Consider the following 14,131-nt stretch of genomic DNA (forward strand, 5'->3'; position numbering starts at 1 on the left):
CCTTGTCTGACGCGCTCGCGCGCCGCCGTCATGCCGCGTCGGCCTGCGCGAAATCGGGCAGCGCAGCGATGCGGGCAAGATGATGATCGGTGTCGCCGAGCGTCGTCTCGATGATCGACAACCGCTTGAACAGGTGCGCGGCGGCCACCTCGTCGGTCACACCCATGCCGCCGTGCAACTGGACGGCCTGCTGGCCGACGAAGCGCGCGGCCGCGCCGACGCGCGCCTTCGCGGCCGACACGGCCTTGCGTCGCGCATCGGCGTCACCGCCCGCATAGCGCACGGCGGCCAGGTAGGTCAGCGAACGCGCCTGCTCGGCATGGATCAACATGTCGACCATCCGGTGCTGCAGCGCCTGGAAACGCGCAATCGGCACGCCGAACTGCTCGCGCGTCTTCGTGTATTCGACCGTCGCGCGATTCAGTTCGTCGAGCGCGCCGACCGCTTCCGCGCACAGCAGGAACGTCGCGTAATCGGCAATCTGCTCGAGCGCCGCAGCGTCGCGCGCGCCGCCTGTCAGCAGTCGGGCCGGCGTTTCGTCGAACTCGATCGTCGCCGCACGCTGGCCGTCGATGGTCCGGTAGTCGACCACCTTCGCGTTCGCCGCATCGCGTTCGACGACAAAGAGGCCGATGCCGCCGTCGTCAACGCGCGCAGGCACGATCCACGCGTGCGCCCGTGCGCCGTGTTGAACGACCGACTTGGTGCCGGTCAGTCGATGCGTGCCGCCCTGCTCGCGTGCGTGCGTATCGAGCTCGAACAGGTCATAACGCGCATGCGGTTCGTGGAATGCGACCGCCAAACGCTTCTGCCCCTGCGCGACTGCCTCGAGCAATGCCGCGTCCTCGCCTGCGCCGGAGCCGGCGATGCGCAACGCCTCGACGCCGACCGCCGTTGCCCAATACGGCTCGATCACGAGCGCGCGGCCGAGCTCCTGCATCGCAACCAGCATGTCGACCGGGCTGCCGCCGAAACCGCCCTGCGCATCCGGCACGGGCAGCGCGGTCAGCCCCAGCTCGGCGAACGCGCTCCATTGCGTATCCGACACGCCCGTGTCGCTGCGCACGATTGCCTGGCGCGCATCGAAGCCGTATTGCTCGCCGAGATAACGGCGCAGCGCGTCGGCGAACTGCTGCTGCTCATCGGTAAAGCTGAAATCCATGATTGTCTCCGCTCCCGTTTCCCGATCACAGACCCAGAATCATCTGCGCGATGATGTTCTTCTGGATCTCGTTCGAACCGCCGTAGATCGACGTCTTCCGGTAATTGAAGTAGTACGCGGCGAGCGGCGCCGCATCGTCGTCGCCCGCGATGCTGTGCTCGCGTTCGCCATTGAGGAACGGTACGTCGAACGGCGCGGCGAGCGGGCCGATCGCGTCGAACATCAGCTCGGTGAGCGCCTGCTGCACTTCCGTGCCCTTGATCTTCAGCATCGATGCCTCGGGGCCCGGCCCCTTGCCGCTCGTCTCGCGGCTGACGACGCGCAGCACCGTCACCTCGAGCGCCATCAGCTCGACTTCGAGCGCCGCGACCTTGGCGGCGAACACGGGATCGGCGAGCAGCGGCTTGCCGTTCTTGCGCTGGTTCGACGCCACGCGCTTCAGGAACGCGAGCTCGCGCTTCGACGCGCCGACTCGTGCGATGCCGGTGCGCTCATGGCCAAGCAGGTATTTCGCGTAGGTCCAGCCGCGGTTCTCGTCGCCGACGAGATTCTCGACCGGCACCTTCACGTCTTCGAAGAACACCTCGTTGACCTCGTGATCCTCGTCGAGCGTGATGATCGGCCGCACCGTGATGCCGGGCGCCTTCATGTCGATCAGCAGGAACGAGATGCCCTCCTGCTTCTTCGCGGCCGGATCGGTGCGCACGAGGCAGAACATCATGTCCGCGTACTGGCCGAGCGTCGTCCAGGTCTTCTGGCCATTGACGATGTAGTGGTCGCCCTGGCGCTCGGCGCGCGTGCGCAACGACGCGAGGTCGGACCCGGAACCCGGCTCCGAGTAACCCTGGCACCACCAGTCGGAGCCGTCGAGAATGCGCGGCAGATAGTGACGTTTCTGCGCTTCGCTGCCGTATTTCATCAGCACCGGCGCGACCATCGACACGCCGAACGGCAGCACGGTCGGCGCGCCGATCCGCGCGCACTCCTCATCCCAGATATGTCGCTGCGTCGCGTTCCAGCCCGGGCCGCCGTATTCGGTCGGCCACGCAGGCGCGGACCAGCCGCGCTGACCGAGAATCCGGTGCCAGCTCGCGAAATCCTCGCGGTCGAGTCGTTTGTGATCGAGTACTTTGGCGCGCAGTGCGTGAGGCAGGTTGGCCTCGAGCCAGGCGCGGACGTCGACGCGGAACGCGTCGTCGGCGGGGGAATAATCCAGATCCATGCGCAGTGTCTCCTGTCGACCAGAGTTAGTGCTTTAGCACTTACTCTGGTCCCATGCTTCGCGGTCGACCGGAGTTAGCGCTTCAGCGCCTGCTCAGGTCCCATGCAAGGCTCGCCGCGACCTTCCGGCCCGGCAAGGACCCACTGCGTACGTCATTGCAGCGGTTCTTTCAGCGCGGCAGGAATCGGCAGCGGCATCACGTCGATGCCTTCTTCGACCAAGGATTGCGCATCTTCCGGTGTCGTGACGCCACGGATGCTGCGTGCCGGCGCCTCGTTGTAATGGATGCGCCGCGCTTCCTCGGCGAAGCGCTCGCCCACGTTCTCGGTCTTCTCCAGCACCTCGCGCAGCGCGCGCAGCACCTGCGCCTGCAGCGCACGCGGATCGGCCGGCTGCGCCTGCGTCGCGCCCGACAGGTTCAGGCGCGGCGCCGACGGCAGACGGTTGACCTCGGTCGTCCCGCACACCGGACATTCGACCAGCTTGCGGGACAACTGCGCTTCGAATTCATCGGCGGAAGCGAACCAGCCTTCGAACCGATGACCGTGCGGGCACTGTAAATCGAGGACCTTCATGCTGAATCAGGGCGTGTGACGAGTGTAGCGCAAAAAGCGGTTTTGTGAACGATCGTGCTAAATCCGGATCGCTCGCGACGCGAAAACGCCGCGTCATTGGATTGTAACGCGGCGCCCCACCCGCCGCCGTGCTCAGGGCGTCAGGACCGGCCCGAGCGACCAGGTGCCGGACAGCACCTTGTCGAGCCACATCGTGCCGATGATCGTCTTCACGTCGGTGATCTGCCCGGTGCGCACCCATTCCTGCAGGTCGGCTTGCGTGGCAGTGAACGTTTCGAGGAATTCGCCTTCGTCGAGCTTGCGCTCGCCGGCCGTCAGCCCGCGCGCGAGATACAGGTCGATGAATTCGGTCGAATAGGAAATGATCGGGTGAATGCGGGCCAGGAACACGTATTCGCGTGCCGTGTACCCCGTTTCCTCGCGCAGTTCGCGCACCGCGCACGCAAGCGCGCCTTCGTCCGGATCGAGCTTGCCGGCCGGGAATTCGGCCATCACCTTGCCGATCGGGTAGCGATACTGGCTTTCCATCAGCACGCGGCCGTCGTCGAACAGCGGGATCACCATCACCGCGCCCGGGTGCTGGACGTATTCGCGCGTGGCCTTCTTGCCGTCCGGCAAACGGACGGTATCGCGCTTGAGCTTGAGGAACGAGCCGTCGAAAATCGCCTCGCTTTCGAGGCAGGTTTCGGTCAGTGCGGCGTCGTGATTGGGTAGTTCGGCCATCGGCGGCTCCAAGATTGAGCGCGACGGACGGCCGGAGCCGTCAGCGTCGTTTGACGAGATACTGGAAGGTGAAGCCGGGAAACGCGAACACGATGAAGAGACTGAACGTGATCGCGTAAAACTGCCAGCCTTGTTCGAAGCGGTTGCCGGCGCGCGACTCGAGCCAGAAGCCGAGCGCGCCGACCACGAAATACAGCACGATCAGCTCGCCGATCCGCACCCACGCACTCTTCTTCGCCGCGCCGAACGGCACGACGGCGAAGAGGCGTTGGTTCAGGAACGGCAGGTTGGCGCACACGAGCGCCAACAGCACGATAAACCAGCCGGCTGCCGACATTACAGCGGCAGCGTGTGACGAATCGCCTGCAGGCAGGCCGTCAGCAGCGGGCTCGGGATCAGGCCGAGCACGACGACCGCGAGGCCGTTCAGCACGAGGATCGTGCGCTTGCAGAAATCGCCCGAGATCGGCGTCGAATCCTGCGGTGCATCGAAGTACATCAGCTTCACGATGCGCAGGTAGTAGAACGCGCCGAACAGCGACGTGATCACGGCCAGCACGGCCAGCCACGTGAGGCCCGCGTTGACGGTTGCCTCGAGCACGGCGAGCTTCGCGTAGAAGCCGACGGTCGGCGGGATGCCTGCCAGCGAGAACATCATGACCATCATCACGAACGCGAACACCGGGCTGCGCTTGTTGAGGCCCTTGAAGTCGTCGATCGTTTCGGCTTCGAAATCGCGGCGCGCGAGCAGCATCACCACGCCGAACGAGCCGAGCGTCGTGATCAGGTAGACGATCGCGTAGAACATCGCCGAGCTGTATGCGTTCGCCGGTGCCGCCGCGTCGCCCTTCACGATGCCCGCGAGCAGGCCGAGCAGCACGAAGCCCATGTTCGAGATCGCCGAGTACGCGAGCATCCGCTTGATGTTGCGCTGGACGATACCCGTGATGTTGCCGACGATCAGCGACAGCGCGGCGAGGATCACGAGCGCGGTCTGCCAGTTCTGTGCGAGCGGCAGCAGGCCCATCACCAGGAAACGCAGGCCCCACGCGAATGCGGCAACCTTCGGGCCGCCGCCGACGAACAGCGTCATCGCGGTCGGTGCGCCCTGGTAGACGTCCGGCACCCACATGTGGAACGGCACGGCGCCGAGCTTGAACGCGATACCGGCGACGATGAAGACTACGCCGAACATCAGCACGGCCGCGTCGGTGTTGCCGCCGACCGCCTTGTACACCTCGCCCAGCTCGAGAGAGCCGGTCGCACCGTAGAGCATCGAGATGCCGTACAGCACGAAGCCCGACGCAAGCGCGCCCAGCACGTAGTACTTCATCGCCGCTTCGCTCGACTGCGGGGCGTCGCGACGCAGCGCGATGACCGCGTACAGCGACAACGACATCAGTTCGAGACCGAGGTACAGCGTCAGGAAGTTGTTGCCCGACACCATGACCAGCTGGCCGAGCAGCGAGAACATGCCGAGCAGGAACACGTCGCCGCGGAACATGTCGCGATCTTCGAGGTACTTGCGCGAATAGACGAGCGAGACCGCGAAGCCGAACGACACGACGGCCTTCATCATGCTCGCGAACGAGTCGACGACGACCATCTTCGAGAAGAAGTAGTACTGCTGCGGGTCGAGTGCCTGCACCGCGAACCACACGCCGGCGACGACCGACGATACGACCGCGATCAGATAGGTCAGCCGGCGGCCGGAAGCACCGGTAAAGGTGTCGTTCAGCCATGCGACGACGATGGCGGCCATCACCAGCGCGTCAGGCAACAGGACATTCATAGGAGCGTTTTGCATGATCTTGAGTTCCTCCGCTCGCGATTACTGGGCCAGCGGCAGCTTGGACTGCGCGACATGGGAGAGGAGGTTTTCGACGGAAACGTGCATCACGTCGGTAAAGGGCTTCGGATACAGGCCCATCAGCATCGTGAACGCGGCGAGCACGGCCAGCATCAGGAATTCGCGACGGCCGATGTCCTTCAGCTTGGCGACGTGATCGTTCGCGACCGCGCCGAAGTACACGCGCTTGTACATCCACAGCGTGTATGCAGCGCCGAGGATCAGCGTGAATGCCGCGCCGAACGCGATCCAGAAGTTGTACTGGACGGCCGCGAGAATCACCATGAACTCGCCGACGAAACCCGACGTACCCGGCAGGCCGCAGTTGGCCATCGAGAACAGCATCGCGAATGCCGCGAACTTCGGCATCACGTTGACGACACCGCCGTAATCGGCGATCTGGCGCGAATGCACGCGGTCGTACAGCACGCCGATGCAGAGGAACATCGCGCCCGACACGAAGCCGTGCGAGATCATCTGGACGATCGCGCCTTCGACGCCGAGCTGGTTGAAGATGAAGAAGCCGAGCGTGACGAAGCCCATGTGCGCGATCGACGAATACGCGACCAGCTTCTTCATGTCGGACTGCACCATCGCGACGAGGCCGATGTAGATCACCGCGATCAGCGACAGCGTGATCACGACGGGTGCCAGGAAGTGGCTCGCGTCAGGCGTGATCGGCAGCGAGAAGCGCAGGAAACCGTATGCGCCGAGCTTCAGCATGATCGCGGCCAGCACGACCGAGCCGCCCGTCGGCGCTTCCACGTGCGCGTCCGGCAGCCAGGTGTGCACCGGCCACATCGGCACCTTCACCGCGAACGCAAGGAAGAACGCGATGAACAGCAGGATCTGTGGCGTCATCGCGATCTTCGCGTTCTGCCACGTCGCGAGGTCGAACGAGTGCGTTTCCGTGTACAGATAGATCAGCGCGACCAGCATCAGCAACGAGCCGGCCAGCGTGTACAGGAAGAACTTGAACGCCGCATACACGCGGTTCGGGCCGCCCCACACGCCGATGATGATGTACATCGGAATCAGGGTCGCCTCGAAGAACACGTAGAACAGCAGGCCGTCGGCCGCCGAGAACACGCCGATCATGATCCCGGACAGGATCAGGAAGGCCGCGAGGTACTGCGCGACGTTCTCGGTAATCACTTCCCACGCGGCGATCACGACGATCACCGTGATCAGCGCGGTCAGCACGACGAACCACATCGAGATGCCGTCGACGCCGAGGTGATACGCGATGTCGAAGCGTTCGATCCAGGTCGACTTCTCGACGAACTGCAGCGCAGCCGTGCTCGAGTCGAAGCCCGTGATCAGCGGAATCGTGACCGCGAGGCCGAGCAGCGAGCCGATCAGCGCGACCCAGCGGGCCGTCCCCGGATTTTTGTCGTTACCCACCGCGAGCACGAGGAGGCCGAAAACGATCGGCAGCCAGATCGCGGTACTGAGAATCGGAAAAGCGTGCATTGTTCTTGTCCCCTCGCCTTATTTGCCGCCGAGCGTTACAAACAGGGTCAAGAGCCCCAGCATGCCGATGATCATGGCGAACGCGTAGTGATAGATGTAACCGGATTGGAGGAAGCGGATCACGCCGGCGAACCAGCCGATGAACCGGGCGCTGCCGTTGACGAGGCCGTCGATCACGACGACATCGCCCTCTTTCCACAGACCGCGGCCGATCGCGACCGAGCCCTTGGCAAACACCACCTCGTTGATCTTGTCCATGTAGTACTTGTTGTCGAGCAGCGTGTAGATCGGGCCGAACGCGCGGCGGATCACGGCAGGCAGCTCAGGACGCTTCAGGTACAGGAACCACGCGACCACGACGCCGGCGATCGCGAGCCACAACGGCAGCGTCGTCAGCGAGTGCAGGCCCATCGCGGCCCAGCCGTGGAATTCCTTGCCCAGCTCTTCGAGGCCCGGGTGGTTTTCGCCGATGAAGATCACCTTGTCGAATGCCACGCCATGTTCGAAGAAGCTGCCGTACAGCATCGGGCCGATCGCGATCGCACCGACGATCACCGACGGAATCGCAAGCAGCACGAGCGGCAGCCACACGACCCACGGGGTCTCGTGCGGTTCGTGCGCGTGGTCATCGTGACCATGGCCGTGGCCGTGATCGTCGTGACCGTGCGCGGCCGCCATGCCCATCGGCGATTCAGGATGCTTCGGCTTGCGGAAGCGCTCTTCGCCGTGGAACACGAGGAAGTACATGCGGAACGAGTACAGCGCCGTCACGAACACGCTCGCGACCACCGCGAAGTACGCGAAGCCCGAGCCCGCGAGATGCGATTCCTTCACGGCCTCGATGATCGAATCCTTCGAGTAGAAGCCCGAGAAGAACGGCGTGCCGATCAGCGCCAGCGAGCCGATCAGCGACGTGATCCACGTGATCGGCATGTACTTGCGCAGGCCGCCCATGTTGCGGATGTCCTGGTCGTGATGCATGCCGATGATCACCGAGCCCGCGCCGAGGAACAGCAGCGCCTTGAAGAACGCGTGCGTCATCAGGTGGAACAACGCGACCGGGTACGCGGACACGCCGAGCGCGACCGTCATGTACCCGAGCTGCGACAGCGTCGAATACGCGACCACGCGCTTGATGTCGTTCTGGATGATGCCGAGGAAGCCCATGAACAGCGCCGTGATCGCGCCGATCACCGTGACGAACGACAGCGCGGTGTCCGACAGCTCGAACAGCGGCGACATACGCGACACCATGAAGATGCCGGCCGTCACCATCGTCGCCGCGTGAATCAGCGCCGAGATCGGGGTCGGGCCTTCCATCGAGTCAGGCAGCCACACGTGCAGCGGGAACTGCGCCGACTTGCCCATCGCGCCGATGAACAGGCAGATGCAGGCAACGGTCAGCAGGCCCCAGTCGGTGCCCGGGAAGTGCAGGCTCGCGAGCTCCGCGCGCTTCGCGAACACTTCTCCGTAGTTCATCGAGCCGGCGAATGCGAGCAGCAGGCCGATGCCGAGCAGGAAGCCGAAGTCGCCCACGCGGTTCACGAGGAACGCCTTCATGTTCGCGTAGATCGCGCTCTCACGCGTGAAGTAGAAGCCGATCAGCAGGTACGACACCAGACCCACCGCTTCCCAGCCGAAGAACAGCTGCAGGAAGTTGTTGCTCATCACGAGCATCAGCATCGAGAACGTGAACAGCGAGATGTACGAGAAGAAGCGCTGGTAGCCGTCTTCTTCCGCCATGTAGCCGATCGTGTAGATGTGCACCATCAGCGACACGAAGGTCACGACGACCATCATCATCGCGGTCATCGAATCGACCAGGAAGCCGACTTCGAGCTTCAGCGAGCCGACCCGCATCCATTCGTAGATGGTCGCGTTGAAGCTCGCCCCGCCCATCACGTCGGCGAAGACTTTCGCCGACAGGAGGAACGCGATCATCACGCCGAGGATCGTGATCCGGTGTGCGCCCTTGCGCCCGACTGCGTTCCCGAACAGCCCCGCAATCAGCGAGCCGGCCAGCGGAGCGAGCGGAATCGCCAGCAGCAGGTTTTCATTGAGTGTCGTTGACATAACAGCGTTGCCTGAAATTAACCTTTGAGCTGATCGAGATCCTCGACATTGATCGTGTCGAGCTTACGGAACAGGGTCACCAGAATCGCGAGACCGATCGCGGCTTCCGCTGCGGCGACCGTCAGCACGAAGAACACGAAGATCTGGCCGTGCACATCGCCGAGGTAATGCGAGAACGCGACGAAGTTGGTGTTCACCGCCAGCAGCATCAGTTCGATCGCCATCAGGATGATGATGATGTTGCGGCGGTTCAGGAAAATCCCGACGATCGCGATCGCAAAGAGGATCGCGCCGAGCACGAGGTAGTGAGCAAGAGTCAACATGGTTTCCTTTCCTCCGCTTAGCCGTTGGTGCTCGTACCGGCTTCGCTCTGCGCCGTTTCCGGCTGCGGCTTTTCCGCTTCCATCTTCACGAGGCGCACGCGGTCGTTGCGGCGCACCTTGACCTGATCCGACACGCGCTGGCGCTTGCTGTCCTTGCCCTTGCGCTCGGTCAGCCCGATCGCGGCAATGATCGCGACCAGCAGCACGAGGCCGGCGATTTCAAACGCGAAGATGTAGTCGGTGTAGATCACCTTGCCGATCAGTCGCGTGTTCGACCAGTTGGCCATCTCGCCCGTCGCCATCGCGTGCACCGTGTGCGTGTCGCCGTAGCCGCGCCACAGGATCAGCGCGGTCTCGATCACGATGATCGCGCCGACCACGGTCGCCATCGGTACGAAGCGCTTGAAGTCGCGGCGCAGATAGTCGATGTTGATGTCCAGCATCATCACGACGAACAGGAACAGCACCATCACGGCGCCCACGTAGACCAGCACCAGCAGGATCGCGAGGAACTCCGCTTCCAGCAGCATCCAGATCGCGGCGGCGTTGAAGAACGCCAGCACAAGGAAAAGCGCAGACGCCACCGGGTTGCGCGAAGTGATCACCTTCAGCCCTGAAACCACCAGGAGCAACGCGAAGATGTAGAACAGTACGGTCGTGAATTCCATGATTACCGGTTCATCGTTAGGCCATAGTCAGGCGCGGCTTGCGGGACGCCCGCACCCGTCGCGGCGGCTCGGCCCGTGCTTCGGGCCGGCACTGCAAACACAATCAACGATACGGCGCGTCGGCAGCCTTCGCCGCGGCGATGTCCTTCTCGTAGCGATCGCCCACCGCGAGCAGCATTTCCTTCGTGAAATACAGGTCGCCGCGCTTTTCGCCGTGGTACTCGAGAATCTGCGTCTCGACGATCGAATCGACCGGGCAGCTCTCTTCGCAGAAACCGCAGAAGATGCACTTCGTCAGGTCGATGTCGTAGCGCGTCGTGCGGCGCGTGTTGTCCGCGCGCGTTTCCGATTCGATCGTGATCGCCAAGGCGGGGCACACGGCCTCGCACAGCTTGCACGCGATGCAGCGCTCTTCGCCGTTCTCGTAGCGGCGCAGTGCGTGCAGCCCGCGAAAACGCGGCGAGATCGGGGTCTTCTCTTCCGGGAACTGCACGGTGAACTTGCGCTTGAACGTGTAACGCCCCGTCAGCGCGAGCCCTTTCAGCAGCTCGGTCAGGAAGAAGGTCTTAAAGAAGTGTTGGATTGCCGTCATGATTTCGTCCGATTACTTCACCCAGATGTTGAGCGGCGACATCATCCAGAAGCCGACCACGACCACCCAGATCACCGTGACGGGCAGGAACACCTTCCAGCCCAGGCGCATGATCTGGTCGTAACGGTAACGCGGGAACGTCGCGCGAACCCAGATGAACACCGACAGCAGTGCGAAGACCTTCAGCACCAGCCAGAAGATGCCCGGAATGAACGACAGGAACTCGAACGGTGCATCCCAGCCGCCAAGGAACAGCGTCGCTGCCAGCGCCGAGATCACGATCATGTTGATGTACTCGGCGAGGAAGAACAGCGCGAACGCCATGCCCGAGTAATCGATCATGTGACCGGCAACGATTTCCGACTCCCCTTCCACCACGTCGAACGGGTGACGGTTCGTTTCGGCGATGCCCGAGATGAAGTAGACGACGAACGCCGGCAGCAGCGGCAGCCAGTTCCACGACAGGAAGTTCACGCCGTGGCCCGCGAAGAAGCCGTGCTGCTGCGAACCGACGATTTCCGACATGTTCAGGCTGCCGGCCGTCATCAGCACGAGCACCAGCGCGAAGCCCATCGAGATTTCGTACGACACCATCTGCGCCGCGGCGCGCATCGCGCCGAGGAACGCGTACTTCGAGTTCGACGCCCAGCCCGCGAGGATCACCGCGTACACGCCGATCGACGAGATCGCCATCGCGTACAGCAGGCCCGCGTTGATGTTCGCGAGCACGGCCTGGGCCTGGAACGGGATCACGGCCCACACGGCGAACGCCGGCACGACGGTCATGACCGGCGCGATCAGGTACAGCCAGCGGCTGGCGGCGCTCGGCTGAATGACTTCCTTCAGCAGCAGCTTCAGCACGTCGGCGATCGGCTGCAGCAGGCCGCCGGGGCCGACGCGGTTCGGGCCGAGACGCACGTGCATCCAGCCGATCAGCTTGCGTTCCCACAGAATCAGGTACGCGACGCACAGCAGGATGACGACGGAGACGACGAGGATGCGCACGACTGCCCACACCGTCGGCCACGCGAAGCCGAGAAGCTGGGCTCCGCCCGCGTTGATCGTATCGAACAAGCTCATTTACGCCTTCTCCACCACCAGTTCACCGGACAGGCTGCCGAGCGCTGCGCCGGCAGGCGTCGCCGCCGACACGCGAACGACCGTCTCCGCAAGATTCGCGTCGCGCACGGCCGGCAATTGCACCGCACGCTCGCCCTGGCGCACGCGCACGGCGTCGCCTTCCTTCAAGCCCAGCTTGTCGAACAACGCGGCCGGCAGGGCTGCGGCATTCGCCGCCTTCGCGGCGGCCGTCAGGTGCAGCGCACCTGCGCGGCGCACGAGCGCGTCGGCGTGATAGATCGGCACATCGGCCAGGCGCTCGAAGCCGCCGTTCGCGGCATTCGCCGCGACGCGCGCCGGCGCGACCGACGTCTGGTTCGACAGACGGCCCGCGACGCCTTCATCGCCGAGCGCCGCGAGACGCACTTCTTCCGCCGTCTCGTATTCGAAGTTCGGCAGGCCGAGCAGGCTGCCCAGCACGCGCAGCACCTTCCAGGCCGGACGCGTGTCGCCGAGCGGGCGCACGACGCCATTGAAGCTCTGCACGGTGCCTTCCGCGTTGACGAACGTACCGGCCGTTTCCGTGAACGGCGCAACCGGCAGCAGCACGTCGGCGTAGTCGAGGCCGTGCTTGAACGGCGACATCACGACGACCATCTCCGCCTGGTTCAGCGCGGCAAGCGCCTGCGCCGGGTCAGCGGTGTCGAATTCCGGTTCGACGTTCAGCAGCACGTAGCCCTTGCGCGGCTGCGCGAACGCTTCGCGTGCGTTCAGGCCACCTTCGCCCGGCAGCGCGCCGACGACGTGCGCGCCGACCGTGTTCGCCGCTTCCGTCAGGAAGCCGAACGTGGCGCCGGTGTTGTCGGCGATCCACTGGGCGACCGCGTGCAGCTTCGCGAATTCCGGATGGCGGACCGCGACGTTGCCGAGCAGCACCGCGCGGCGCTCGCCGTTCGCGAGCGACTGCGCGACCGCCTGTGCGGCCGGCGATGCGGTGACGCCGGCGAGCGTGTCGGGCAGCGCGACGCCGCGCAGTTGCGCGACGGCCGCGGCGATGCCGGCCAGCTCGTCGAGCCATGCCGACGGCGCGGCGACGATGCGCTGCGCGGTCGGGATCAGTGCATCGTCACCGGTCGCGTGCAGGAAGTGCAGCTTCGCGCCGTTCTTCGCGGCCTGGCGCAGGCGCGCGGCGAACAGCGGGTGGTCCCGGCGCAGGAACGAACCGACGACGAACGCGGCGTCCACGTTCGACAGGTCGGCGATCGGCATGCCGAGCCACGGCGCGCCCTGGACCGACGCCGAGAAATCCTGCTGACGCAGACGGAAATCGACGTTCGGCGTCTTCAGTTCGTGCGCGAGCTGCTTCACGAGGAACAGCTCTTCAGCGGTGCTGTGCGCGCTCGCGAGCATCGCCAGCGCGTTCGCGCCGTGATCCGCGGCGATGCCCTTCAGGCCCTTCGCGACATATTCGAGCGCGGTCTGCCAGTCGGTTTCGATCCACTGGCCGCCCTGCTTCAGCATCGGCTTCGTCAGGCGCTCTTCGCTGTTGAGGCCTTCGTACGAGAAGCGGTCCTTGTCCGAGATCCAGCATTCGTTGATCGCTTCGTTCTCGAACGGCAGCACGCGCATCACGCGGTTGTTCTTCACCTGCACGACGAGGTTCGCGCCGACGGAATCGTGCGGGCTCACCGACTTGCGGCGCGACAGTTCCCACGTACGGGCGCTGTAGCGGAACGGCTTGCTGGTCAGCGCGCCGACCGGACACAGGTCGATCATGTTGCCCGACATCTCGGAGTCGACCGTCTTGCCGACGAACGTCGTGATTTCCGAGTGCTCGCCGCGGCCCAGCATGCCGAACTCCATCACGCCGGCGATTTCCTGGCCGAAGCGGACGCAGCGCGTGCAGTGGATGCAGCGCGACATTTCTTCCATCGAGATCAGCGGGCCCACGTTCTTGTGGAACACCACGCGCTTTTCTTCCGAGTAGCGCGACGACGACTTGCCGTAGCCGACCGCCAGATCCTGCAGCTGGCATTCGCCGCCCTGATCGCAGATCGGGCAATCGAGCGGGTGATTGATGAGGAGGAATTCCATCACCGACTGCTGCGCCTTCACGGCCTTGTCGGACTGCGTGTGGACGATCATGCCGGCCGACACGGGGGTCGCGCAGGCAGGCACGGCCTTCGGCATCTTCTCGACTTCGACGAGACACATCCGGCAGTTGGCCGCAACCGACAGTTTCTTGTGATAGCAGAAGTGAGGAATGTACGTATCCGCCTTGTGCGCAGCCTGGATCACCATGCTGCCTTCGGGCACCTCGACCTTCTTGCCGTCTATTTCAAGTTCAACCATGATGGTGAATGGTCCTTAACCTATTTCCGCCCGTTCGCGCCTTCGCCCGACCGTGCGCTCA

At 64.2% G+C, this 14,131-nt stretch carries 13 protein-coding genes; all 13 read right to left on the bottom strand.

Annotated features, from left to right (window positions below; translation table 11 throughout):
• Nucleotides 1–28: 28 nt before the first annotated feature.
• The 13 genes from GD429_RS07420 to nuoG all read right to left on the bottom strand — a co-directional run bounded on the left by GD429_RS07420 (nt 29) and on the right by nuoG (nt 14,070).
• Nucleotides 29–1,162, bottom strand: coding sequence for an acyl-CoA dehydrogenase family protein (locus GD429_RS07420; RefSeq protein WP_152856368.1), 1,134 nt, complete (start codon nt 1,160–1,162; stop codon nt 29–31).
• A 25-nt stretch (nt 1,163–1,187) separates the two neighbouring features.
• A complete protein-coding gene (locus tag GD429_RS07425) occupies nt 1,188–2,384 on the bottom strand; it encodes an acyl-CoA dehydrogenase family protein (protein ID WP_152856369.1) in 1,197 nt (398 codons plus the stop codon).
• Nucleotides 2,385–2,536: 152 nt separating this feature from the next.
• A complete protein-coding gene (locus GD429_RS07430; protein WP_131947260.1) occupies nt 2,537–2,959 on the bottom strand; it encodes a DUF1178 family protein in 423 nt (140 codons plus the stop codon).
• Between the two features lie 132 nt (nt 2,960–3,091).
• Nucleotides 3,092–3,682: an NUDIX domain-containing protein gene (locus tag GD429_RS07435; RefSeq protein WP_152856370.1), complete on the bottom strand. Its 591-nt coding sequence runs from the start codon at nt 3,680–3,682 to the stop codon at nt 3,092–3,094.
• 40 nt (nt 3,683–3,722) lie between these two features.
• Complete coding sequence (locus GD429_RS07440) at nt 3,723–4,019, bottom strand: DUF2818 family protein (RefSeq protein WP_034184896.1); 297 nt, start codon at nt 4,017–4,019, stop codon at nt 3,723–3,725.
• Nucleotides 4,019–5,473: an NADH-quinone oxidoreductase subunit NuoN gene (gene nuoN, locus GD429_RS07445; RefSeq protein WP_174418254.1), complete on the bottom strand. Its 1,455-nt coding sequence runs from the start codon at nt 5,471–5,473 to the stop codon at nt 4,019–4,021. Before nuoN ends, GD429_RS07440 begins: the two co-directional genes overlap by 1 nt.
• A gap of 39 nt (nt 5,474–5,512) precedes the next feature.
• On the bottom strand, nt 5,513–7,003 hold the full coding sequence (locus GD429_RS07450; protein WP_152856372.1) for an NADH-quinone oxidoreductase subunit M: 1,491 nt from the start codon (nt 7,001–7,003) through the stop codon (nt 5,513–5,515).
• Between the two features lie 18 nt (nt 7,004–7,021).
• The gene (gene nuoL, locus GD429_RS07455; protein ID WP_152856373.1) at nt 7,022–9,076 is read right to left on the bottom strand and encodes an NADH-quinone oxidoreductase subunit L; all 2,055 of its coding nucleotides are present in this window, start codon (nt 9,074–9,076) and stop codon (nt 7,022–7,024) included.
• Between the two features lie 17 nt (nt 9,077–9,093).
• Nucleotides 9,094–9,399: an NADH-quinone oxidoreductase subunit NuoK gene (gene nuoK / locus GD429_RS07460; RefSeq protein WP_004185739.1), complete on the bottom strand. Its 306-nt coding sequence runs from the start codon at nt 9,397–9,399 to the stop codon at nt 9,094–9,096.
• 17 nt (nt 9,400–9,416) lie between these two features.
• A complete protein-coding gene (locus tag GD429_RS07465; protein ID WP_152856374.1) occupies nt 9,417–10,067 on the bottom strand; it encodes an NADH-quinone oxidoreductase subunit J in 651 nt (216 codons plus the stop codon).
• A gap of 103 nt (nt 10,068–10,170) precedes the next feature.
• Nucleotides 10,171–10,659, bottom strand: a complete 489-nt coding sequence (nuoI, locus tag GD429_RS07470) for an NADH-quinone oxidoreductase subunit NuoI (protein ID WP_006478270.1) — start codon at nt 10,657–10,659, stop codon at nt 10,171–10,173.
• A gap of 12 nt (nt 10,660–10,671) precedes the next feature.
• Entirely contained in the window at nt 10,672–11,739 is a 1,068-nt protein-coding gene (nuoH, locus tag GD429_RS07475) for an NADH-quinone oxidoreductase subunit NuoH (protein WP_034184891.1), read from the bottom strand.
• On the bottom strand, nt 11,740–14,070 hold the full coding sequence (gene nuoG / locus GD429_RS07480) for an NADH-quinone oxidoreductase subunit NuoG (protein WP_152856375.1): 2,331 nt from the start codon (nt 14,068–14,070) through the stop codon (nt 11,740–11,742).
• Nucleotides 14,071–14,131 lie beyond the last annotated feature (61 nt).

The sequence above is a fragment of the Burkholderia sp. BE17 genome, from assembly GCF_009362305.1.
Taxonomy (GTDB): Bacteria; Pseudomonadota; Gammaproteobacteria; order Burkholderiales; family Burkholderiaceae; genus Burkholderia; species Burkholderia pyrrocinia_C.